The following is a 25,400-nucleotide window of genomic DNA, read 5'->3' on the forward strand; positions in this document are numbered from 1 at the left end:
CAGACTCTCTTGAAATCTACTAGAAAAACGACAGAAAAGCCTTCCGACTATCAGCATAGCGAATCGCCCTCCCATGGACACTGGCTTTGGGGCATCGCCATTCCGCTGTTATTGACATTAATCGACTGGCCGTTTCGAGAAATACTCACGACCAGCAATATTCTGATGTTTTATCTGCTGGGGGTATTTTTTGTCGCCATTCGGTTCGGTTTTTGGCCGTCTATTCTGGCATCATTGACTAACGCCGCCGCCTTCGCCTATTTCTTCGCTCCCCCGATTTTTTCCTTCGCAATCGCCGAGCCGGAAAACCTGGCCGGGCTGGCGGTAACGATGGTGGTTGGTACGGTGACCAGCAAGTTGGCGGAAAACGTCCGCCACCAGGCCCGCGTGGCCGAACAGAGGGAGCGGCGAGCGTCGGTCCTTTATCGATTGAGCAAGGAGTTAGCCGAAGCCCGTTTGGAAACAGAAATTATCGAAATCGGCGTGCATCATCTCTATGCCGAATTCGGTGGACGAAACACGTTTTTATTTCCCGACCGCAACGGGCTTGTATGTTATCCCAATGAACCGCCCTTGGACATTTCTTTACAAGGCGCCGATTTGGGCATGGCTCGGCGGGTCTTCAACCACGGGCAGATGGAAAGCAATAGCATCGATACCTTTTCTAATGAAAAAGCTCTATACATGCCCCTGACCGGCTCAACAGGAACCATTGGAGTACTGGTGCTTGAGTCCGTCAATCCGCGTCGAATATTCCTTCCCGAACAGCGCCAATTTTTAGGCGCTTTTATCAATCAAATCAGCCACGCTTTAGAAAGAGCCAGCTTAGCGGAACAAGCCAAGGACGCGACCTTGAAAATGCAGGCGGAAACCTTGCGTAATTCCCTGCTCAGCAGTATTTCCCATGATTTAAGAACGCCGCTGGCGGCCATCGTCTGCGCCGCCAGTACATTGGAAACGGATAGAGGGTATTTGAACGAAGACAGGAAAAGAAAATTGGCGAGCGCAATCAGTGAGGAAGCTCAGCGTATGTCCGACCTGACCATCAAAATCCTGGAAATGGCGCGGCTGGAAGCCGGCGAAGTAGTGCTCAACCGGCAGTGGTGCGCACCGGAAGAAGTTGTCGGTAGTGCGTTACGACGGCTCGACAAGAAACTGAAAGGCCGGCAAGTCAATGTGTCTATGCCGGATGGGCAGGCGTTGGTTTATGTCGATGCGGTATTGTTGCAACAAGTCATAGTGAATTTGCTGGATAATGCCGACAAATATTCGCCGTCCGGATTGCCTATCGACATTTCGGTTGAAACCACCCCGTTCGGATTGTCGATAGCCGTGGCGGACAGAGGATTGGGAATTCCTGAGGACTTGCAGGAAAAGATTTTCGACAAATTTTTTCGAATTCACACAGAAAGCGCGCAAAGCGGCGTCGGTTTGGGCTTGCCCATTTGCCGCGCCATTGTCGAAGCCCACAGCGGTGAAATTCACACAACCAACCGCAGCATAGGCGGAGCGGTGTTTCAACTGCATCTTCCCGTGTTGGAAGCAGCCCCGACTATCGATTCGGAAGAGAAAGGCTGACACCATGAAAACCACAGGCCCACTACTTTTGCTGATTGAAGATGACCCACAGCTCCGGCCGTTGCTGACTACCGCGTTGGAAAGCCAGGATTATACGGTGCTTGCTGTTACCGGCGGACGCGAGGGCTTGACCGCCGCCCGCAACCGTCAGCCCGGCTTGCTTATTCTTGACTTAGGATTACCGGATATCGATGGACAGGAAGTCATCCGCCGTCTGCGCACTTGGTCCGAGCTGCCTATCATAGTGCTTTCGGCTCGCGACCAAGAAAACGATATTACCCAAGCGCTGGACAACGGCGCCGACGATTACCTGACCAAACCGTTCAGCACCGCGGAATTGATGTCCCGCATTAAAGCCTTGCTCAGGCGCGTTGCCAAGTTGCCAGGTGGCGGCGCTCAGGAGTGTTTTCAGGTTGATGAACTGAAAATAGAATTAACCCGGCGGCGGGTTTTTGTCGGCGAACAGGAAGTTCACTTAACGCCGACAGAATTCCGCTTGCTCAGCGTATTAGTGCGCAACGCCGGTTTCGTGGTGACTCATCGGCAATTGCTGGAAAAAGTTTGGGGCGCTTCTTACATCGAGCACAGCCACTACTTGCGAATCTACATGGGACAGTTGCGGCATAAGATTGAATCCGACCCTGCCCGGCCACACTATTTACTGACTGAAGCAGGGGTGGGGTACCGGTTGAACACGGGAGAAAATTAGCTTGATAGAATGTGTTGGCCGCGGCGAAGCGCATTACCCGCAGCCTGTGCGCTTCCTTATTCCCTCTCTCCGCCGTGGAATTGATAAAATTCTTACTTTTCATCAAAACTTAGTTGTAGCATAGTCATCACTATCAATTCACTTGAGTTTCCATGTCTAGAGCAAACGATATACAACAGTTGTACGCACAAATGCGCGAATGGCGGCATCATCTGCACCGGTTTCCTGAAACTGCTTTTGAGGAAACCCAAACGGCGAAATTTATTGCCGATAAGCTGGCGAGTTTCGGCTTGGAAGTTCATCAAGGATTAGGCGAAACTGGTGTTGTGGCTACGCTTACTGCCGGAAGCGGCGACAAAAAAATCGCTTTGCGGGCCGATATGGATGCTTTGTTTATTCAGGAGCAGAACTCTTTTGCCCACAAATCCTGCCACGACGGAAAAATGCATGCCTGCGGCCATGACGGCCATTCGGCGATGCTGCTGGGGGCGGCTTGCTATTTAGCCGAGCATCGCAACTTTAGCGGCACGGTGTATTTTATTTTTCAGCCAGCCGAGGAAGGGCGCGCGGGAGCCAAACGGATGATCGATGACGGCCTGTTTGAGAAATTCCCGGCCGACTGCGTTTTTGGGTTGCATAATTTCCCCGATATTCCGCCGGGGCATTTCGCGGTTAAATCCGGCGCGATGATGGCGTCATTCGACTGTTTTGAAATTATTATCGCTGGGCAAGCAACCCATGCCGCAATGCCGCATTTGGGCAATGACGCGATAGTTGCATCCGCCAAGCTGATTACCGCATTGCAGACCATTGTCAGCCGAACGGTTAATCCGATCGATCCGGCGGTAGTCAGCATTACCCAGATCCATGCGGGCAATACCTGGAATGCGCTGCCGGAATCGGTGCTGTTAAGAGGGACTTTTCGCTGCTTTAGCAGTGAGGCTCAAAAAATCATTGCCGATAAAATCACCCGCTTGGTCAATGCTATCTGCGAGGGTTTTGAGGTCAGCGCAAAGATCAAATTCAATCCGGAAAATCCGGGCTATCCGGTGACTTTTAATGCGAAAGCGGAAACGGAACTGGCGCTACAAGTTGCGATGGCAGTGGCCGGAAAGGATTGTGTCGACCAACAACCAGCACTTTGCATGGGCTCGGAAGACTTTGCGTTTATGTTGCAGGAAAAACCGGGCTGTTATATCTGGATAGGCAACGGCTCTTCCGAAAACGGCTGTCTGCTGCATAACCCGCACTATGATTTTAATGACCGGATATTGCCGGTCGGCACGGCTTATTGGGTAAAACTGGTTGAAACGGTGTTAAGGTAATCAAGGCCTTAGAGTATTCAGATCTTCCAGGTTTTTAAAACCTGGAAGATCTAATTCAGCTCTTTTTCGGTTCAAACAGCATGTGCGCCATTTTTTTTGCTTTGGTTTTTAAATAACCGACATTGTCTTCGTGAGCCACGGCCTCGACCGGAATGCGGCCAGCCACGTTAATGCCGAGCTTTTTCAGCTCTTCTATTTTCTTGGGGTTGTTGGTGATCAGTTCTATGGACTTTACGTTCAGGTTTTCCAGCATTAACGCAGCAATGCCGTATTCCCTTTCGTCGGCAAGATGGCCCAAATGGATGTTTGCATCGACGGTATCCATGCCTTGATCCTGCAAATTATAAGCCTGTAGTTTTTTCAATAAGCCGATGCCGCGCCCTTCCTGACGCAGATAAATCAACACGCCGAAACCGGCTTTATCGATAATTTGCATCGCCATATCAAGCTGCTCGCCGCAGTCGCAACGCCTTGAACCTAATACATCGCCGGTAAAACATTCGGAATGGATGCGCACCGGCACATTTTCCTTGTCCGCGACATCGCCTTTAACCAGGGCTACATGCTCCTTGTCATCAATGGTATTGCTGTAATAATGCAGTATAAATTCGCCGTGTTTGGTCGGGATCGGCGTCTGTACCAAATTTTCTAATTGTGGCTTCACTTAAATATAACTAATCCAAAAATTGACTGTATTTTACCCAATTTGGCGGCTATCCAGTTAAAAAGTTTCATGCCGGTTGGGCCTTATGATTTCTAACAAAACGTATGATGTTTTTGTTTTTCCGCCTGGTATAAAGACATCCGCTGTAGGGCATGCCGTGCGCGCCTTGGGAGCTAAGGCGCGCACGGCACGCCCTACGTATGAAATTCTCCGCTATTTTCTGGCTTCAATCAGCTTGATAATGTCGCCGCTACGTTCATCGACATTCACCGAGGTAAAAGCGCAGGCTTTAACGTTTTTAACAGTGTTTCTGTTAATATTGGCTCCGAATAGACTGACAACGACAGGGTTAAGCAAGTTCATGACCGCTGCAACCATGCGGTTTGAACTTATCACATGTTCCAGCAATAAAACCTGTCCGCCCGGCTTGCAGACACGGTAAAGCTCTTTCAATCCTTTTATCGGTAACGGCACTGAACAAAACACAAAAGAGCAAATAACCGTATCGAAACTGTTATCGGCAAAATATAACGACTGAACGTCCATCAGCTCCAGCTCAACATTGACATTTTTCCTGTCGCGTTTTTTCTCCGCCTGCTTTAGCATTTGCCCGCTAAAATCAATCGCGGTTATTCTGGCATCCTTGGGGTAATAATCGAAATTTTTGCCCGTCCCTACGCCAACTTCAAGAATATGATGGCCTTCGACTTTGGCCCATAATCTCTTCCTCCAGCTTCTAAAAAACAGTCCTTCCATGACCGCTTCCATGCCTTCAAAATAGGGAGCAATCCGGTCGTATCGTTTTCTAATGGCGGCGCTGTCTGGCTTCATAATGGCTTCAGGTAGTTAATCGGGAGCTGCATAGTACAGCGCAAGCTTGGCTGTCATCAACAACAATATGGCGGCAAGGTAACTCGCAAAAAACTAACCACTACAATCACTTTGTAGCCAAAAATGGAACGCTGATGACGCAGATGAATATGATAAACGCAGAGTATTCATAAAAAAGCTTAGTTTAATCATACTCATCTGCGTTCCATTGTATTTAATAACCAGATATTTTATTTATTGCGAGTAGTTACCAATTGATTTATCAGGGATATTGCACAGGCACTGGCTCCAATTTCCAGATCTCCCGGTTATAGTCGCTGATGGTTCTGTCCGTGGAAAATTTGCCGCTGTTTGCACAGTTTAATATGCTCATCCGGGTCCAATGGTCTTTATCCTGATAGGCGGATTCCACCCGTTTTTGCGCGTCGATATAGCTCCTGAAATCCGCGATTGTCATCCATGGGTCATACTTGCTTTTAATCGATGCAATCAGCTCGTCGAAGATGCCCGGTTCAAACTGGTTGAAATGCCCGCTTTCCAATAGATTCATCACCCTTTGCAAATCCTCATCCTGATCGATGATAGCTGTCGGTTCGTAATGCTCACGCCTTGCTTCGATCTGCTCTTCGGTCAAGCCGAACAGAAAAAAGTTTTCATTGCCGACTTCTTCCCTTATTTCAATATTAGCACCATCCAATGTGCCGATAGTTAAAGCGCCGTTCATCATCAGCTTCATATTGCCGGTGCCGGAAGCCTCTTTGCCTGCGGTAGAAATCTGCTCGGAAAGATCGGCCGCAGGGCAAATAATTTCCATCGCTGAAACCCGATAGTCCGTCAAAAAACACAGAATCAGCTTATCGTCTACCTCGGGATCCGAATTAATAACCTGGGCGACATTATTAATCAGTTTAATGGTTTTTTTTGCCATCGCATAACCGGGCGCTGCCTTGCCGCCAATCAACACGCAACGTGCAACCCAGTTTGTTGTCTCGCCGCGCTTAATGCGATCGTATAGATGAATGACATGCAGCACGTTTAATATCTGCCGCTTGTATTCGTGGATGCGTTTAACCTGTACATCGAACAGTGCATTCGGATTTAAATCGATGTCCTGATATTTTTTATTGTGTGCGACCAGGCGTTGTTTTGCATGTTGTTTTATAGTGCGCCAGCGATCCCGGAACCCGGCATCTTCGGCAAAGGACTCCAGTTTTTTTAATTCATCCAGATGGGTTATCCAGCCGTCACCAATTGTCTCGGTTATCAGCGCGGCTAATTCCGGGTTACAAGAAGCCAGCCAGCGGCGCGGGGTCACACCGTTGGTCTTGTTGTTGAACTTGTGCGGCCATAATTCGTAAAAGTCGCAAAACAGGCCCTGTTGCAGCAGTTGGGAATGCAATTGGGCCACGCCATTGACCGAAAAACTGCCGACTATCGCAAGATAAGCCATGCGAACCTGCTGCTCGGCGCCTTCCTCGATGATCGACATTCTATTCAATCTGGCTTTATCGCCGGGCCAACGCGCGGCAACTTCCGACATAAAATGAGCGTTGATTTCAAAGATAATCTCCATCAACCTCGGCAATAATTTTTGCATCAGCCCGACCGGCCATTTTTCCAGCGCTTCAGGCAGCAAGGTGTGGTTGGTATAAGCCATGGTTTGCCGGGTAATCTCCCAAGCTGAAGCCCATGACAGGCCATGCACATCCATTAGCAGGCGCATCAGTTCGGCAATGGCGATGCTCGGATGGGTGTCGTTTAACTGAAAACAGCTTTTCTTCGCAAAATGACTAAAATCGTTTCCATGTTGCCTGATCCAATGAGAGATAACATCCTGCAAGCTCGCGGAAGCTAGGAAATATTGCTGGCGCAATCTTAATTCCTTGCCGTTTTCGTTGGCGTCATTGGGATACAGCACCATGGTAATGTGTTCTGCGGTAACTTTTGCGGCGACCGATTCGGCATAATCGCCGGCGTTGAATTCATCCAGGTTAAACTCCTCCGTCGCCACGGCTTTCCATAAACGCAACGTGTTGACGGTATTGTTTTTAAACCCCGGTATCGGCGTGTCGAAAGGGACAGCCAACACATCATTGGTGCTGATCCAGCAGACTCGCTGATTGCCTTGTTCATCGGTCTGTATTTCGGTATGTCCGCCAAGTTTGATGCGTAGCGAATATTCCAGCCGCTCAACTTCCCAGACATTGCCGTAGCGCAACCAGTGATCCGGCTTTTCGACCTGCTCGCCGTTGACAATCGTTTGGGTAAACATGCCGTATTCATAACGCAAACCATAACCCAGGGCCGGCAATTGCAAGGTCGCGCAACTGTCTATAAAACAGGCCGCTAACCGCCCCAAGCCGCCATTGCCCAAGCCTGCGTCAAGTTCCCTGTCAACCAGCTCTTCGATTTCAATGCCCAAATCGTACATGGCCTGAGTGGCTTCATCGGTTATGCCAAGATTAAGCATCGCATTGCTCAAGGTTCTGCCCATCAAAAATTCCATGGACATGTAGAATACCTGCCTGCTATCCGTGTTTTTGTAGGTTTTATAGGTGGATTTCCAGCGCTCCATCAGCCGGTCGCGGATGGACAAGGACAAGGCCTCGCAGGCATAGAAAGGCGATGACCGGAAAGTTACATCCCGCCCCAGCAAATGAACATAATACCGTTTAAAGTCATCAATAAAGTCCTCTTTTTTTATTCCCAATATCGCGACATCGGTGATTGAAGATTTAGGCTTGCTCATAACAAATCGTTTATTAGGCATGATCTACTCCAAGAGGTGAATGAGGATAAGGTATTAGTTTAGATAGCGTTCCTTTATTGTTTGTTGGATTTTATTTTGCGTAGTTGTTGACAACACACGGACCAGATTTCCTGCCACAATGCATCGTAAGCAGCTATGGATTGGCTTTTCTTGACATAGCTGCCTAACGGCATACGCTCCAGGCCCATGCGTTCAATGTCGCTTGCGTAAGGGATCGAGGCAGTTAAAATCTCGGGGTGGCTTTCAGTCAGGCTAGCCATAATGTCCCGATGCATTTTTTTGCGCCGGTCGACCATCGAGAAGAATGGAACCAGCGCCAACTTATTCAGATCATTGTCTTTGATAAATTTTTCCAGCTGCTCCAATGTTCTTAACGACAATGTGGTAGGAATTATTGGCGACAACAGAATATCGGCAGCCTCAAAAACGGCTTCGGATAACAGCGAAATATTGGGCGGACAATCCAGAAAAATAAAGTCGTATTCTTCTGCCAAGGGCTTCAGGAGTTTTTTAAGCTGTTGGGTCGGTTTTTTCTTGGCATCCAGAACCAAATCCAAGTTTCTAAACGAAAAATCGGCCGGCAATAAATCCAGATTTTCAAAGTCAGTACCTTTAATCAGGCCGTCCAGTTCGCGTTTTCCGGCGATCAGCTCTCTGCTGCCGCCTTTGACCTTGGGCTTGATGCGGAAATAATAGCTGCTGGCTCCCTGCGGATCAAGATCCCACACCAAGACACGGTGACCGTTGCGAGCTGCCGTGTATGCCAGATTTACCGCGCTTGAGGTTTTGCCAACACCACCCTTGATGCTGTAAACAGCTAATACGTTCATTACATGGTCTCGTGTTTATTCGGTAAAGTTGAAACACGATAACACAACCGCTGATATTGACAAGGCTACCGTAGCGTCAATCACAGGAATCGATTACATCCGTTTGGGGACCATATTAGCTGAGAATATCCGGGCAAGATCTTCTGCCTAATGTTCGCTAGCTTAGGACGATGAGGCAAGCTTTACGCCGTTGCGTTTGCCTTGTTTAACAAGATACAACGCGTCATCCGCCCATTTAATCAATTCCTTCCAGCTTGGCTTGCTCCCCATAGATCTTGCCACACCAATACTGACAGTAACGGGGTAACGCAACATGAGTCCCTGAGGCTGGTTTTCTTCAATAGAGCGACGGATGCGCTCGGCCAACGACAAGGCTGTGACGCTGTCGGTGTTCGGCGCGATAATCAGAAACTCTTCGCCGCCCAATCGGCAAACAATATCGCTGCTGCGTGCAGTTTTCCGCATCAAGTTGGCAGCATGGACCAGCACTTGATCGCCGACATCATGTCCCAACGTATCATTGACCGATTTAAAATGATCCAAATCCAGCATTAAAACGCTCAAGGACTGATTGGCGCGTAGCGCGGCCGCCGATTCCTGTTCTAGTCGATTCAGTGCATAGCGCCGATTAGGCAATCCGGTCAGAACGTCCGTATTCGCCATAGACTTAAGACGGCGGTTAGCTGCGGCCAGCTCGGCAGTATAGCGCTGGATATCCTTGCTCTCTTTTTCCAGCTCACGTTGCAACATGATGATACGCTGGCCTGCGCGCAGACGAGCCAGCAGCATACGCAGGCTGATCGGCTTCGTCACATAATCGTCAATACCGGCATCGAAAGCTTCAACCAGAGCATCCTCATCTTCAGTCGAGGTGAGCATAATTATATAAATGTTTTTGCCGAATGCCGATGCGCGCAACGCTTTGCAAAGCGCTAAGCCATCCATGGGTTTCATGCGCCAATCGGTAATCACCAATTGAGGCCCGTGCTCAATGACATGCTTTAGCGCGGATTCGCCGTCGCGGCACACCGCGACCCTATTCCCCGACGCTACAAGCTGCTTGGAAAGACGCGCCAACATCATCGGGTCGTCATCGACCAGCAGCAAGTCCAAGCCGGGCAAAGCCGGTTCCAAGGCAGTAGCAGTTTTTAGCGATGGCTGACGTACATCCGTTTTTACATCAATTAATTTCCCCCATTCACACCAAAGCTCAATTATTTTATCGATAAACTCAAGCAGAGCCTGTTCATCGAAAGCATGAAGACTGGCTTCCTCTATTAAACTCGGCAGTAATGCTGTTCGCCGGGTTTCATCGGCCACGCAGTAGTCCCCGATCAGTCGGGCGAGAATCAACTGTCTGGCAAACTGCTCAATTCGGCTGAATCCTACTACTTTCATCTCAAAACTCAGTTTGAGGGCATCCAGAAATACCGGCGGAAAACCCCAGTCCGCCAGCAACATTAGAGTTAAAGCGTTATGATCGATGGCAAAACGATCGCACTCCAAAGCAAGAAGCTGCTTACCCTCTGCCTTACCAAGACATTCTCCGTAAATCTCCGACCACGCGGTTGCCAGAGCGAGGCTGCCGATGTCGCCAAGCAACCCGATCGTAAAAGCCTCCTCCGGCACCACAGTGCGCTCACGGGCAGTAATCGCAGCACTGGACACTGAAATTGCCAAGGATCGCGACCAGTAAAGCTCGTAGTTAAAGCCCGAACAATATCCCTTGCTGTTGTCGCTAATCAGGGAAAGACTTAGCGCGAAGTTGCGCACTGCCTGCATGCCCATCATCATTACTGCAACTTGAATATCGGCAATGGGACGCCGGGCTCCGAAGGCGGCCGAATTTGCAAAACGCAAGATCCGTCCGCTTAAGGCAGGATCAATTTTAACCAGCTGACTCACTTGCTGTACGGTGGCATCGTTTTGTTGCACGAGCTGCATGATAGCTAATGCTGTTCCGGAAGGGGAAGGCAGGCGGTCGGCGGCTTTTAGTTCATTAAGATTGAATTCAGTTTTCATTGATTTGGTTTTTTCTTCGTAACAGATTGTCGATTAAATCCATAGTAGCCTGAGTTAACTCATTAACCATCGACTGAAAATCTGCATCAACACCGTTGCGAGCGGAATGTTCCAGTTTTATGGCAAGGCTGATTATTTTTTCGGCGCTAAAATGGCTTGCCATGCCTTTAATAGCGTGAGCCGCATCGGCTAGTGCGGGGAAATCTACTCGAGACAGAGCTGCGCTCAATTCTGTTAATTGTATAGGCGCCTCTTCCAGGAATAAATCTATCATCTCGGCCAGTAAATCATGATCGTCATCCAGCCGTTTAAGCGCGGCTGATTCGTCCCACCCCCTCGACTCCGCTCGGGGCAGGCCCTGATCTTTATCGGGAGACTCGCTCTGAGAGTTACCAAGAGGCTTGTCCTGAGCGGAGTCGAAGGACCTGCCCATCCAGCGCGCCAAAACCACTGCCAGATCAGTTCGATTGACGGGTTTGCTAAGATAATCGTCCATGCCTGCGGATAAGCATTTTTCACGCTCTCCTACCGACGCATGAGCAGTGAGAGCTATTATCGGCGTACGCGCCTTGCCGTCTTCCCGTTCACGCAAAATACGCGTGGCTTCGTAACCGTCCATAACCGGCATTTGGCAGTCCATAAACACCACGTCATAGGCCTGACGCTCCATCTGCTCCAGCGCCACTTGCCCATTATCGGCCAAATCGGGCTTAAGCCGAAACTTGGCGAGCTGTGCAAGTATCACTCTTTGATTAACCTTGTTATCTTCCACCACCAAAACGCGTTTGCCGCTGTAATCGAGCAAAACCTCTTGTAACTTGGCTGCTGTATCGGTCTTCTGGCCAGGAAGCTGCAACGCAGCAATAACAGCATCGAAAAGTTGCGATTGACGCACCGGTTTTAACAGACTTTGTGCAAACCCCAACGCGAGTCTTTCGGATTCGGAGCCTATGCTGCCTGAGGATAAAAGAATGCGCGGCGTATCGGCAATGGCGGGTTTTTCAATGATGGCGCGAGCCAGAGCGAAGCCGTCCATTTCCGGCATTTGCATATCCGAAAGCAGTAGATCATAAGATTGGTTTCGCAGCACGGCGGCTTCGAGTTCTATGAGCGCCGCAGGCCCGTCGTCTGCTTCGCTCAAAGTAAATCCCCAGTTACTTAAGTAATGCGTCAAAATCATGCGATTGGTAGCATTATCATCGACTATCAAAGCGCGCTTACCGGTAAAATATGCCTGCGGAACAGAGGCCTCGTTATCCACCGGTACCAATGGCAGAGTAAACCAAAAGTTGGTTCCCTGCCCCAATGTGCTTTCAACACCGATACTGCCGTTCATAAGCACAACCAGATCCTTGCTGATAGATAGGCCAAGCCCGGTACCGCCATAACGCCGCGAGGTGGAACTGTCAGCCTGGGAGAAAGCCTGGAACAAGCGCGCTTGCGTCTCGGCACTGATGCCGATACCGGTATCGATTACCTCAAAGCGTAGTACCCCCAAAGATGATGCGTATGCCGCCAACCTGCCGGGAGCAAGTGTGGCACCGGTATCGTCCTTTTTCAGCATATTTACTTTTACAGAAACTTCACCCTGTTCGGTAAATTTGACTGCATTGCCAATCAGATTGGTGAGCACCTGACGTATACGGTTGGGATCGCCTTGCCAACGTAGCGGTAGATTCGGCGGTAAAAAGCAGTTTAATTCCAGGCCCTTGCCTTGGGCGCGGCTGGACAACAGTGTGCAAACCTCTTCCACTAAATCGGGTAGATTAAACTCGATCCGCTCCAACTCGATTTTGCCCGCCTCCAGTTTGGAAAAATCCAGAATATCGTTGATGATGGTTAACAGGGATTCTGCAGAGCTTGCCGCAATATCTATCAAATCCCACTGCTCACGAGACAGTTGAGTATCCTGCAAAAGATCCAGCATACCCAATACACCGTTCATCGGAGTGCGAATTTCATGACTCATATTAGCCAGGAACTCCGCCTTGGTTTGTGCAGCCTGCAAAGCGGCATCCCGTGCCGCTTCCAGCGAAACATTAGCCTGATGTTGAAGTAGCGCGAGCGCCATCATTTCACCTACGTCCTTGAGCATCGCGATGCGGGATTCGCTATGCACAGGACAAGGATCGGTAAAAATAAATAACACGCCTAGAATTTCCCCGCCTGAAGCGATAGGCACAGTGTAATGGCCATGGGGCTGCTGTTTATCGCAACAGCACTGATCGGAAACGATAAGTTTTTTTGAAACAGCGGCCTGTCCGCATAGGCCATCACCCAAAACTATCCGCTGGCACTCAGACATACTCGAACCAAGTGCTACAAACCCTTCCAGACAATCATCCTGTCCGCGTAAAAATATGCAACCCTTGCGTTGCGGATCAAAAGCCTTCAAATCGAATAGAATTTCCAAAACTTGAGAGAAACGTTGTTCCAGTGGCAGGTGTTGATGCAATGCCTCGGAGATTGCCAAGCGTGCGGCGGTATCCTCGCTTTCGACTTGCAAGACCGCTTCCTGCTCGACCTGTTTGCTGACATCATGCTGAATCTGCACATAGCCGGACAGTGTGCCGTTTGCGGTCAGAATCGGCGTAATATTGGTTTTGGCCCAATATTCCAGCTCATCCTCTGAGGCTTGCCCTGAGCGCAGTCGAAGGGCTTGTCCTGAGCCGGGTCGAAGGGCTTGCCCGGAATTACCGCTGTCGTTTTCATGTCCCTGTGCGCGGTCATTATCATTACTTCGGCGGCGCCCCCTCAAACGGCCTGACCAGGCTTCGCAGCAACGGAGTCTGCTTTGCATCTCGGACAAGGTTTGCCGATCGGCGCTAGGACTGTCCAAAACAGAAGGTTTCTGCCCCATCAGCTCACACTCGGCCCAACCGGTGAACAGGCACAGCGCCGGATTTGCATATTGGATGAGTCCCTCTTCATTGGTGATGAGTATCATCTCGCTGCTGGCGTCCAGCGCACGCTTAAGCGCTGTCAGTTTTAGTTCATTCGCTTTTCGTTCGGTAGTATCCCGACGTATTGAAATATATTGCTTAGGCTTGCCGAGCTTATCCAGTACAGGCGCGATAGTGCTATCCACCCAATACAATTCTCCATCTTTACCGCGATTGCAAAACTCCCCGCGCCATACCTGCCCTCCAGCAATGGTGCGCCACATATTGCGCATATAATCCTGATCGTGATGACCGGAATTGACAATACGGTGATCTTGTCCGAGCAGTTCTGTCTGCGCATAACCGGAAACTTTGCAGAACATGTCGTTAGCATAGACGATGCGCCCCTGAACGTCGGCGATACTAACCAGGACATGGCTTTCCAGGGCTTTCAGCAGTTCTTTATTGGATGACCTTCTTTCCTGATCGATCTGCAAGACCAGAGGCCGAATCGCCAGCAACCACAGCAGCGGAGTGCTCAATGCCGTCAGCAAAATAATGTTCAGGACAGTATTTTGCATTGACGATAAAACAATTCCCCATTGATGGGCCGCGTCGAGCAATAATATAACCAGCGTTTCGGAAACGCTGGTAATTACAATGATAATGCCTAACAAACAGAGAAAATTACGTTTCGGATGCTGCGGCGACAATGTTGTTGACATGAATCTTTTCTGACGTTATTTGTTTATCATTATCTGGATAAGAAATAATAATCCGATAATCAAGGTATCGCTATTCTTTTCGGGTGTTGGTAAAACCCTTATTTTTATATGTTGTGAATATACCAAACAGCTTGTAAAACAGAGCAAATATCATTTCGACGTTAATCGAATAATGGCTGGAATTTCCGCTTTTTATATTCTTCGATGCCCTTAATTGGAGCGCAACCTTAAAAGCTTTGTTGTTTCATGAATATTGACGATAAACTTTCAATCGCGGCAAACTTATCCTATCCTTATACGCCATAAATTCAACCCGCGCCGAACCTGCCTCCCGGCAAACATACGGCACACCCACTATCCTTGGCGATAAAGAAGAAATCATGACTGAAGCAACCGCGTTATTTTCCGATGCAAAACTTGTAATTCCGGGCGGCGTAAATTCGCCGGTACGATCCTTTAGCGGCGTTGGCGGCACACCGGTTTTTATCGATCACGCCCAAGGCGCTTATATTTACGACAGTTCCGGCAACAGTTATATTGATTATGTCGGCTCCTGGGGGCCGATGATCTTGGGTCATGCCCACCCGGAAGTCATTGCGGCGGTCAAGCAGGCAGCCGAAAAAGGCCTGAGCTTTGGCGCGCCGACTGAAATTGAAACACTGATGGCCCAACGGGTTTGCGAGTTGATGCCCTCTATCGACATGGTCAGAATGGTCAGCTCCGGCACCGAAGCGACCATGAGCGCCATTCGCTTGGCCAGAGGCTACACCGGCCGGGATAAAATCGTTAAATTCGAGGGCTGTTATCACGGCCATTCCGATGCCCTGCTGGTCAAGGCCGGTTCCGGCGCTTTAACATTTGGCGTACCCAGCTCTCCCGGCGTACCGGCTTCCGTTGCCGAAAACACCATCACCCTGACTTACAACGATAGCGACTCGGTCAAAGCGCTGTTTGCCGAACTGGGTGAACAAATCGCCTGCATTATCGTGGAGCCTGTCGCAGGCAACATGAATTGCATCCCGCCTGAGCCGGGTTTCCTGGAATGCTTGCGCGTGGTTTGCGACCAATATAATAGCGTGCTGATTTTCGATGAAGTAATGACCGGCTTTAGGGTGAGCTTAACCGGCGCACAAGGGCACTATAATGTTAAGCCGGATTTGACCACGCTCGGCAAAATTATCGGCGGCGGCATGCCGGTCGGCGCTTTTGGCGGTTCGCGCAAAATCATGGAACATCTTGCGCCGCTCGGTCCTGTCTATCAGGCCGGTACGCTGTCGGGGAATCCTGTCGCGATGGCAGCCGGGTTAAAAACCCTGGAACTGATCGCTCAGCCGGGTTTTTACGAGGCATTAACCGTAAAAACCGAAAAACTGACTTCAGGCTTGAAAGAACGTGCCGGTCAAGCCGGTATCGCTATGACCACCAACAGCGTTGGCGGCATGTTCGGACTTTTTTTCAGTACCGAAACGCAAGTGAGCCGCTTTGCCCAAGTCATGCAATGCGACCAAAATCTGTTCAAACGTTTTTTCCATGCCATGCTGGAACAAGGTGTTTATTTGGCGCCTTCCGCGTTCGAGGCTGGTTTTGTTTCAGCTGCGCACAGTAATGAAGACTTGGAAAAAACCCTGGATGTTGCGGAAGCTGTATTCAAGCGCTTGTAATCTTGAGTCAAAAAGCTATGCCCGGTAATACCAAGCGTGGCTTTAAGCGGATTATTTTTGTTTTTGTAACTTCGAGATCAAATCTTTAATCGCCGGCTCCTGCGCCATGATACTCTCACATAATCGGAATTGACTGATTGCGCGTTGTAAGTTCTGTTCGGGCTCAGTCACCTTGAAATACCGGTTTCCTTCCAGATAATCGGTATAAAAACGGATGCCCAATTCAAAGGGGATCAGCCGGATAGCGAGGTACAAATAGTAATAGTCGTGCTCGGTAAAAAATGCGCCGGCCTCGGCCAAATAGCTTTTTAACAAAGCAGCGCAAATATCCAGATCAAATCCGCCCGACTCGGAGATGTAACAGCAAGATCGCAGACAGTCACCAATATCGTAATGCACCAGCCCCGGCTTGACGGTGTCCAGGTCGATAATGCTGACGATTTTGTTGCTGTGTCGATCGAACAGGAAATTATTCAATTTGGGATCGCCGTGGATAACTCGCAACAGCAGCAGACCCTGCTGTTTGGCAGCCTCAAGGCCATCGGCGATATGCTGGAACCGGGCGATAAATTCAGCGCAATAACGATCTTCAGGTTTAGCCGGCTGCTGTCTTACCTGACGATAATGCTCTAAATATTGTGGAGTTATATGAAAACCCGGCAGTGTGTCATGCAGAAGCAGAGGGTTAAGATCGCTAAGCAAACGATGAAAATGCCCCAGCGCAAATCCGACTTGCTCGGCGTCGCCGATAGCGCCAACGCTCTCTATACTTTCGGTATCGGCAATAAAACTTAACGCACGCCAGCAATCGCTGTTTCCATCTCTATAAAGTGAAGCTTTATCGGTAGTCTTCAAAATCTCCGGTATTTGCAGCTTAACCGATGCACTGAATTTTTGCGCTATATGCCGATTAAGCAGGGCCAGATTTGCCATGATTTGTTCCGGCGCAGGGAAAACCGTACGGTTTATGCGCTGCAGAACAAACGGCGATGATTGCGTTGCAACCAGATAAGTATCGTTGATCAGGCCGTTGCCGAGCGGCATGATTTCGGTAACGGCGTCGCTGAACTGGTTGGCGATAGGAAACAGTGTGTTCATCGAAGTATTGTTAAGAATCATCTCTCCCGATTAAGCCGTTTCTTTGGCCTTGATTAATGCCGTAAGAGTTTTCAGCGCCTGCGCTCTGTGACTGAGCGAGTTTTTAACCGCCGCCGGTAATTCTGCCGATGCGCAGTTTTGCTCCGGCACCCAAAACACCGGATCATAACCAAAACCGTTTTCCCCGATGGCATGATCCAAAATCCTGCCTTCCCAAACGCCTTGGGCGATCACAGGACAAGGATCATTCGCATGCTCCATAAACACCATCACGCAGATAAACCGCGCGGTACGCAGCTCATCAGGCACACCTTCCAGCTCCCGCAACAATTTGTCCAGGTTGTCCCGGTCACTGGCGCCAACTCCGGCATATCTGGCGGAAATGACGCCCGGCGCACCGCCCAACGCATCAACGACCAAACCTGAATCGTCGGCTATCGCCGGGAGATTGCAATGCAAAGCTGCATTCCTGGCTTTTAAAATGGCATTTTCTACAAACGTAGCGCCGGTTTCTTCCGCGTCGGCAACATTGAATTCGGATTGCGGCACAATAGGATGATTCGCCAGTATCGCCTGAATTTCCCTGATTTTTCCGGGATTGCCGCTGGCCAGAACGATTTTATGCATGGCAAGCCCTTCGGCTTCGCTCAGGGCAAGCCCTTTTGGAGTCAGGGGAAGTCCTTGGGAGTGGTAAAATGGCCCGTTCCCTGAGCGGAGCCGAAGGGCAGACAGATTTGTGTTGAAAAGTCATTTATGGTCTTCTATCGCTAGCCGTTGTTTTTCCAGCAATTCTTTGATACCTGAACTTGCCAGTTCCAGCATTGCGTCCAGCTCTTCTTTCCTGAACGCATGGCCCTCAGCCGTGCCCTGCACTTCAATAAATGCAGCCGCATCGTTCATCACCACATTCATATCGGTTTCCGCATTGCTGTCCTCTGCATAATCCAGGTCCAGCACCGGCACGCCTTCATAAATGCCTACAGAGACCGAGGCAACCTGACCGTGCAGCGGATTAGTCTTGATTTGCTTGCGTTTGAGCATTTGTTGTACCGCCAGAGACAGCGCGACAAAACCGCCGGTAATCGATGCGGTACGGGTCCCGCCGTCCGCCTGCAACACGTCGCAATCGATAGTGATAGTATGTTCGCCCAATGCCTTTAAATCAATCGCCGCCCGCAAGGATCGGCCGATCAAGCGCTGAATTTCCAGGGTGCGTCCGCCCTGTTTGCCGTGACTGGCTTCCCGTCCTATCCGGGTATGGGTCGAACGCGGCAACATGCCGTATTCGGCGGTAACCCAGCCTTCGCCCTTGCCTTTAAGAAAACGAGGGACACTTTTGTCAACACTGGCAGTACAAAGCACGCGAGTATCGCCGAATTCAACCAGGACGGAGCCTTCTGCATGTTTGGTAAAACCGCAGGTAAATTTGATGTCTCTCAGTTGATCCGGGTTACGTCCACTAGGTCTCATAGGTATTCCGCTAAAATAAAACCGCACAGTATACCTGAACAGCGCGCTGTCCGGCTGTTCAATTTAGACTCATTAACCGTCCGCAGCAGCCGGCCGCAATGCCATGGCCCAAGGAAAATGACCGAAATAGCCATCGACCTTAACGTTCTGATTGAGATGCGTTGGTGCTGCAATATCGTTTAAAAACAGCTTTGTAACCATCAGTATTCGTACGGATAGCTCCAAAAATATTTCCATGAGATATTAATTTCTGAAGAGGTTGTGCCTCAGCTTATCCACTACAAATATAAATACTAATTTAATGACTAAAAATAAATAAAGCTAAACCTACTGAAAGGTAGGGACAGAAAGTTACGGTTCCAAAACGGAAAGCCGGGACTGCCGAAGGTGACCTGCGTTAAGGTTATTAATATAGTTAGGCTTTTGCTGCATGATTGGGTTATTCCGCAGTGTATTAATATGCGGCATAAAAACCTTTTCCAAACAACAACTGACCTAGCGCTCAACGCGAGTATACAACTATGGCAGTTAAACAACATCACACAAAAATGTGGCCTCCACAAATTTTACCCTTATTCGCTCTCAGCCCCGTCATCGTTGGTCCTGAAATCATCCCCTCCTCAAAAACCTTCGATGGCGAAGCGCCTTATGGGGCTTCATTAAATTTCATGAAACGACAAAATCTTTTCGCCACAAAACGAGAAGAAATATTTTCAATGATAACAATTACTCGCGCAACAACTTAACCCGAGAAACCTAACTAAGGAGGTATGTCGGTGCCGGAGCATATTCACAAGCTCCGGAGATGGTTTTTGCTGTGCAAAAAATCCGACGATTCGCCGATATATCCTCCCGGCACAGGGAGCCCCTCATCACGGAAGTTTTCTCATTTACTCATAAATTATTAAGCAGGAGCTATTTTGATGAATAAGAAAAAATCCAAAACGCATGTCCATCTGCCCAGCACAAGAAGGATAGTGCAGACGATATTATCATTGGGATTGCTGGTTACCGCTTTCGGTACACAGGTTCATGCGCTGAGCCTGACGGTTCAAAGCCGAAATGGAAACACGGCGATTCCTGACTATAAATACATCATCAACATCGACAACACCGGCACCACAGAGCAGCGTAGCCCCGCGGATGGTTGTTCGCCTGCTAATCCCGCATATCCCGGGACGGTGTCCGATCCAGGCAGACCGTGCAACTGGGTCTCGATCACCGGCGTACCCGGCTCCAGCCCGATCTATACGCAGGGCGATCAGAGCGACATCGGCACTGTCAACTTGCCCCCTGGAAAATACCTGATTTCCGTATTGGCGGACGGTTACAAACTCGACGGCGTGCACATCACTGCACCGGTGGATAACGTAACTGTCCAGTTGCAGCCTAACGATGCATTGCCAAGTGCTACGATACAGGCCGCAGTATTCGAGGATATTTCGCCGACCAACGGCGCGCCGGATGTGCCCGCGGAGCGCGGTTTGGCGGGGTTCGTCGGCCATATCAACGACTACATCGGCGAAGTAACCACGGATATCAACGGTAATCCACTCTGCGCCGAGTATGATGCTGGCGGCAATGCTACTCCAGGTACCGGCGGTATCTGCGTGAGTAAGTGTTACATCGTCGTGAACGGTGTCGACACAGGCACTGTTCCTCCCGTTGACGCGGCCGGCCATTGTCCGGTTACCGACGCGTCCGGAAATACCGTCGAAGGCAAGCTCAAGATACCCAACCTCGGGCCTAACCGCTATGCGCTTTCCATGACGCCGCCAAACGGCTCCAATTGGCAGCAAACGACAACGCTGGAAGGCAACCTGGATTGGGATACCTGGGTCATGGAGGGCGCGACCGGTCTGGATACGGAGTTCGTCGTCGCGGGCGAACCCTTCCCGGCCTCAATTTTCGGTTTTGTACAATCGACAAATACACTATCGGGCGGTAACGGATCGATTTCCGGCGTCATTGACGCGGTAAAAATCTACGTTCCAACCACGGGCGGCATCGGAGGATTCCCGGGAACAATTTGGGGAGGCTTGGCCGGTGCAAAGATCGATGGCCCGGTAAAAAAACCCTGGATTGCCCTGACCGACTTGACGAACGGCGATACCGCAGTCTGGATAGGTCAAGGCGACGCCAACGGTCATTTTACGATTCCGAATGTCCCTGAGGGCAACTATACCTTGACCTGGTGGGATTCCAACTTGAACTATATCCTCGATCTCGTTCAGGTCACTGTGGGCTCCAATGAAAGCGTCGACATGGGCGTACTGCCTCTGACCGGCTGGTGGACCAAGTTTGAAGGTTACGTCTATTACGACACCAACAAGAACGGCAAAAGAGACTCTGGCGAAGCCGGTTTGGTTGGTTATCCCGTCGTCATGAAAAAGCGAGAAAATTCGCTGATGGACCGCGGTGCCGTAGGTACGACGACCAGACCTGATGACCCAAGTACCCTCGACATCGATGAGAGCGGGTACTACGCGATGGAAAACGCCTACCCGATGACGCAATGGCTTGTTATGGAGGCTTATGACGACCTGCACTACAGCACCGGCATCACTTACCAGGCCGACAATCAGCCGAGCGAAACGACCGTACCTGGAGAGGGCGTGGACGTCAGCGTGTTGCCCATCATCGGCCTGTCGGGACGTCTGGACTGGGGCAAACACGGCTACGAAGGCGGCACCAACGGCGGCATAGTCGGCACGGTCAGTTACGACACCACCCGTAATGAAATTGATCCGCGCTTTGCGGCTGTGGAGGCTTGGCAGCCGGGCGTTTCCAACTTGCCGGTGAATCTTTACGCGCCCGTTCCTTGCGGTACTAGTGCCAGCGCACCTTGCGATGCAAGCGGTCGCTATGAGTTAGAGGCAAACGGCGCTTTTAAAAAAGCAACTGTAAGTCCGATACAGACGTACGTCACCGAAACCTGGCAGCGGCCTAGCGGCTGCGTAGCACGCGATGTCGAAGGCAACCCTCTTGCCGGTCAGCAGGTTTTACCAACAAATCCCGATGCAGAATGTCTGGAAGGCCCGCTGATGGGTGTACAGTTCGGCCCGATGCCCGACAATCCGGCAACCCCGACCAACTTCGGCGCGGCGGTGGACGGCAACTACGGCTTTGGGGGACTTAGCCCCGGCGATTACCTGGTCGAAGTCGAGGTCCCGAACGACACACTCGGCCGGCCGCTGTACAAGTTTACCAAGGAAGAAGACATCAATATCGCCAACGGGGACACCTTTGTGCCTCAAATCCCGCCGCCGGAATGCGCCGGTCCGCTGCATACCGTCGACGTGGCCGGTCACGGCACCGACAACTACGGCCCGATTGTCGGAGACGGCAATACCGTACCGCTTGGCGTTACCGTGCCCGCATCAACCCCGACGGTAAATTCGACCTTCGTCGGCATCGGCGGCAGCCCATCTGAAGGCCAACCGAAGCCCCTGTGCAACATGAAGCTGGTACACGTCAGCAATGGGCGCTCAGTCGCACCGTTGTTTACTGTCTTCACCGATGTGCCTCTGCCGGGCCGTTTCTGGGGACTCATCGTCGACGACCTCAACTTCGCGTCCGATCCGAAGGCTCTGAATTACGGAGAAAAGGCCGGCATACCGTTTGCTCCGGTGGGTATCTATGACTGGTCCAACCAGTTGATTCATACAGTCGAGTCGGATTTCAACGGCTTATTCGACGTGCTGTTGCCTTCCACCAACCGTATCAATTGCCCGACACCTTCCGGCGTCTGCGCCAATCTCTACCGTTTAGTCGGTAACGATCCGGGCGTTCCAGGCAAACTGAACCCGAACTACCATCCGGAGTTCCGCACCATTTCGGCAGAGTTCGAGGCCTTCCCAGGCTTAATCGTCCCGGCCGACTTGGCGCCTGCACAGGTCGGTGTCTCGGTTCAACTGCCGGGCGGCCAGGTGGCTCAGCCCTTGAGTTGCCCTCTCAATATTTACAATGGCCCAAATGTCACGCCGGCTAATAAGCTGGTGCCTGAGTTGATGGCCGTGTCGACACCTGTTGTTACGAGGCCTTCCGGGAGTGGAACCGTCGATGTCACGATTCAGGGCGACAACTTCGGCAGCGCCAAGACAGGGCCGGCCAATGTTTATCTTGATAGTGTTCCTATTACGACAACAGCATGGACTTCCACGTCAATTACCATGAGGCTGACCTCTGGCGCGGCTATCGGGCCGCACCAGCTCACCATCGTCTCGGCCAATGGCCAGAAGACGGTGAACGGCCTGACCTTCCATGTGCTTGGCGGCAGCTATAACCCGACTGTCATCACTGTGGGGCCTGGAATCAATACCCTAACAAATCCACACGCAATCCAAAGCGCATTGGATTCGGCAGCCAACAACTCACAACCAAAGTTGGTGGTGGTTTATCCCGGTGTGGCGGACGCCAATCCGCGGATTAATCCACGCGGCGCTTATTACGAAAACCTGATCATCCATTCGCCGGTGAAACTGCAAGGCGTAGGGCCTGGGGGGATACGGAGCGACGGCAGCACAGTCGCGGGTACTATTATCGATGGCAGCGCCTTCGCCGGCGATACCCAGCAAGCGACCGACTGGCGCACTACGGTTGCTAATCTGACCTGGGTGGGAACCCAGACGGTATACGAAGGCGCCGTGATTACCGTGTATCCGGAAACGAGGAATCAGTTCCGTTCGACGTTCAGAGCCAGTATCGATGGCCTGGATCTGCGCGGCGGCGACCAGCAGGGCTTTCCCACCAACATCGACCAGATCGGCGGAACGCCTACAGGCTTGCCGCCTAATGTCGTGACGCAAGGCGGAGCCATCTTCGTCAACGGCTACGCCCATTATCTGCAGGTCACCAATAACGTGATCCAGAATAATGGCGGCGCCTACGGTACGGTGCGCATCGGTACGCCGAATCTGCAGGGCAATAACGCTAACGAAGGCACCGACCAGCACAACGACAACATACGCATTGCCAATAACCGCATTATTGCCAACGGCGGTACCAACCTAGCGGGAGCTGTTGGACTGTTTGCCGGAACCAGCAACTATGAGGTGGCCGGCAACGACATTTGCGGCAATTTTTCGGCGGAGTACGGCGGAGGTATCACTGCCTATGGCCTCAATTACGATCGTACGGAAGATTATGACAACGCCACCAACTTCGGCGGCAAGATTCACCACAACCGCATCTACCTCAATCGTTCCTATGACGAGGGCGCCGGCATCATGATCGCCGGGGCACTGCCGGCCAACCCAGGAAGTCTTTCAACCGGGTCAGGGCCGGTCGCCATCTACAGCAATCTCATCCAGGGCAACCTGGCCAATGACGACGGCGGCGGCATACGCTTTCTGCAAGCGGCGACGGACTGTGCGCCGGAGCGGGATACATACACCCCGTGCAGAAGCGATGTTTATAACAATATGATCGTGAATAACGTGTCGACCCACGAAGGCGGCGGTATCAGTCTCAACGATGCGCCGGCTGTTCGTGTGTACAACAACACGATCATGAAGAACATCACCACCGCTACAGCCGTCACCAGCATCGGTTTTCCGGCACCGGCAGGCCTGTCCACCTCATTGAACAGCGCTCAGTTGCAAACTGCGCTTGGAAATCCGGTAACCAACTGGAGCAATCCTCTGCTGTTCAACAACATCTTCTGGGACAACCGTGCAGGTGCGCGCTCCGGCGGTACCGTCACCGGTATCGGCGCGGCGGGTGACGCCACGGCGGTAAACCTGTGGGATTTGGGTGCGACGGATACCAGTGGCTTATTGTCTCCGACCAACTCTATTGTGCAGCAAGACCCGGTACAGTATCCGTACATTAGCTCACCGACTAATGCCAACACAGATCCGCTGGTCGTCACACCTTACGACACAATATTGGATTTTGCGGCGTGGCGAACCAATCCGGCGTTCCTTGGCGCCATTCTGGTGTCCGCAGACTTACCGCCTACACTCCTGGGAGACTATCACCTGCTAGGAGGATCTACGGCCATCAATTTTGGTGCAGGTAGCAAGAGCGATGTAAGTGCGCCGGCCCTCGATATCGACGACGGCATCCGTACCGGACTGCCCGACGCCGGTGCCGATGAACAAGGTATTGTAGCCTCCGGACCGGGCGGTGGTGCAGGCGGCGGCAGCACAGGACCAACGCTACCGGCGCTGACGGTGTTGGATAACTTCAACCGTGCTAATTCCAATACTCTGGGAGTGAATTGGAGCCAGATTATTATTTCCGGTAACGCAGCAATACGTGTTAACAGTAGCCAGGCGGTTGATTTGCAGGTCCCTGGTGCCGCGTACTGGAACGGTGCTGGCAACAGCTTCGGCGTTAACCAGGCGGCGGCCTTTACATTTGCCAACACGACGCTGAACAACGCAGCACTGGTGCTAAAAGCAAGCGGTGGATCCGCATCCTTACCAGCGAACTTCATCCGAGTGCAGTACCTGACAACGGATGATGGACGCATCCAGATACAAACGACCACCAACGGTAATACGCAGTCTCCAAACTACGTTACACGAGCCAAGTTCACCAAAGGCGTCAGCTTCGCTAACGGCGATACGCTGAGTGCTGTCGCCCGGGCAAATGGCACGGTGGAAGTCTATAAGACCGCAGGCTCCACAACTTCGCTGGTCGGTAGTGTGATCATTCCGATCAATGGGAGTGGTGCATGGACGCAAGGCGCAAGCGGTGGCCGGATCGGCATGCAACTCCCGAGTGGCGCGCGGGTCGACAACTTTAGCGGCGGTACGGTGCCATAGGCTTGGCGATGGAAACAGGGGTTGGCTCACGCCAGCCCCGAACCCTGCCCAAACGAATTCTT

Annotated in this window: 16 protein-coding genes and 1 riboswitch; of the genes, 6 read left to right on the forward strand and 10 right to left on the reverse strand. The window is 51.2% G+C overall.

Translation table 11 applies throughout. The annotated features are described in order from the left end of the window. Positions 1-9 precede the first annotated feature (9 nt). The 3 genes from EPO18_RS04070 to EPO18_RS04080 all read left to right on the forward strand — a co-directional run bounded on the left by EPO18_RS04070 (position 10) and on the right by EPO18_RS04080 (position 3,612). Positions 10-1,578, forward strand: a complete 1,569-nt coding sequence (locus tag EPO18_RS04070) for a DUF4118 domain-containing protein (RefSeq protein WP_292430870.1) — start codon at positions 10-12, stop codon at positions 1,576-1,578. Between the two features lie 4 nt (positions 1,579-1,582). Further along, positions 1,583-2,287 (forward strand): response regulator, encoded by a 705-nt coding sequence (locus tag EPO18_RS04075; protein ID WP_292430872.1) that lies wholly within the window; start codon positions 1,583-1,585, stop codon positions 2,285-2,287. A gap of 152 nt (positions 2,288-2,439) precedes the next feature. After that, the gene (locus EPO18_RS04080) at positions 2,440-3,612 is read left to right on the forward strand and encodes a M20 aminoacylase family protein (RefSeq protein WP_292430874.1); all 1,173 of its coding nucleotides are present in this window, start codon (positions 2,440-2,442) and stop codon (positions 3,610-3,612) included. A gap of 55 nt (positions 3,613-3,667) precedes the next feature. Here the strand turns inward: EPO18_RS04080 and ribA are convergent, their stop codons facing one another. The 6 genes from ribA to EPO18_RS04110 all read right to left on the reverse strand — a co-directional run bounded on the left by ribA (position 3,668) and on the right by EPO18_RS04110 (position 14,336). Next, a complete protein-coding gene (gene ribA, locus EPO18_RS04085) occupies positions 3,668-4,276 on the reverse strand; it encodes a GTP cyclohydrolase II (RefSeq protein ID WP_292430877.1) in 609 nt (202 codons plus the stop codon). Between the two features lie 213 nt (positions 4,277-4,489). After that, complete coding sequence (locus tag EPO18_RS04090) at positions 4,490-5,107, reverse strand: class I SAM-dependent methyltransferase (RefSeq protein WP_292430879.1); 618 nt, start codon at positions 5,105-5,107, stop codon at positions 4,490-4,492. A gap of 262 nt (positions 5,108-5,369) precedes the next feature. After that, positions 5,370-7,877, reverse strand: a complete 2,508-nt coding sequence (locus tag EPO18_RS04095; RefSeq protein ID WP_292430881.1) for a glycogen/starch/alpha-glucan phosphorylase — start codon at positions 7,875-7,877, stop codon at positions 5,370-5,372. A 53-nt stretch (positions 7,878-7,930) separates the two neighbouring features. After that, positions 7,931-8,707: a ParA family protein gene (locus tag EPO18_RS04100; RefSeq protein ID WP_292430883.1), complete on the reverse strand. Its 777-nt coding sequence runs from the start codon at positions 8,705-8,707 to the stop codon at positions 7,931-7,933. 162 nt (positions 8,708-8,869) lie between these two features. Then, positions 8,870-10,729, reverse strand: coding sequence for a GGDEF domain-containing response regulator (locus EPO18_RS04105; RefSeq protein WP_292430885.1), 1,860 nt, complete (start codon positions 10,727-10,729; stop codon positions 8,870-8,872). Next, entirely contained in the window at positions 10,719-14,336 is a 3,618-nt protein-coding gene (locus EPO18_RS04110; protein ID WP_292430887.1) for a response regulator, read from the reverse strand. Before EPO18_RS04110 ends, EPO18_RS04105 begins: the two co-directional genes overlap by 11 nt. Before the next feature lie 380 nt (positions 14,337-14,716). Here EPO18_RS04110 and hemL point away from each other — a divergent pair, with 380 nt between their 5' ends. Next, positions 14,717-15,997, forward strand: a complete 1,281-nt coding sequence (gene hemL / locus EPO18_RS04115; protein WP_292430888.1) for a glutamate-1-semialdehyde 2,1-aminomutase — start codon at positions 14,717-14,719, stop codon at positions 15,995-15,997. Positions 15,998-16,048: 51 nt separating this feature from the next. Here hemL and EPO18_RS04120 read toward each other — a convergent pair whose 3' ends face one another. The 4 genes from EPO18_RS04120 to EPO18_RS04135 all read right to left on the reverse strand — a co-directional run bounded on the left by EPO18_RS04120 (position 16,049) and on the right by EPO18_RS04135 (position 18,766). Further along, positions 16,049-17,095, reverse strand: coding sequence for a phosphotransferase enzyme family protein (locus EPO18_RS04120; RefSeq protein ID WP_292430890.1), 1,047 nt, complete (start codon positions 17,093-17,095; stop codon positions 16,049-16,051). A 30-nt stretch (positions 17,096-17,125) separates the two neighbouring features. Further along, complete coding sequence (gene rdgB / locus EPO18_RS04125) at positions 17,126-17,722, reverse strand: RdgB/HAM1 family non-canonical purine NTP pyrophosphatase (protein WP_292430891.1); 597 nt, start codon at positions 17,720-17,722, stop codon at positions 17,126-17,128. A gap of 120 nt (positions 17,723-17,842) precedes the next feature. Then, the gene (rph, locus tag EPO18_RS04130) at positions 17,843-18,565 is read right to left on the reverse strand and encodes a ribonuclease PH (protein ID WP_292430892.1); all 723 of its coding nucleotides are present in this window, start codon (positions 18,563-18,565) and stop codon (positions 17,843-17,845) included. A gap of 72 nt (positions 18,566-18,637) precedes the next feature. Continuing rightward, positions 18,638-18,766 carry a hypothetical protein gene (locus EPO18_RS04135; RefSeq protein ID WP_292430894.1) on the reverse strand — a complete coding sequence of 43 codons (129 nt, stop codon included), beginning with the start codon at positions 18,764-18,766 and terminating at the stop codon, positions 18,638-18,640. A gap of 109 nt (positions 18,767-18,875) precedes the next feature. Further along, positions 18,876-18,951, forward strand: a riboswitch (cyclic di-GMP riboswitch). Positions 18,952-19,086: 135 nt separating this feature from the next. Here EPO18_RS04135 and EPO18_RS04140 point away from each other — a divergent pair. Beyond that, the gene (locus EPO18_RS04140) at positions 19,087-19,311 is read left to right on the forward strand and encodes a hypothetical protein (protein WP_292430896.1); all 225 of its coding nucleotides are present in this window, start codon (positions 19,087-19,089) and stop codon (positions 19,309-19,311) included. Between the two features lie 177 nt (positions 19,312-19,488). After that, complete coding sequence (locus EPO18_RS04145; protein ID WP_292430898.1) at positions 19,489-25,338, forward strand: IPT/TIG domain-containing protein; 5,850 nt, start codon at positions 19,489-19,491, stop codon at positions 25,336-25,338. Positions 25,339-25,400: the final 62 nt, after the last annotated feature.

The sequence above is a fragment of the Methylobacter sp. genome (assembly GCF_004322395.1).
In the GTDB taxonomy this organism is placed as follows: domain Bacteria; phylum Pseudomonadota; class Gammaproteobacteria; order Methylococcales; family Methylomonadaceae; genus Methylobacter_A.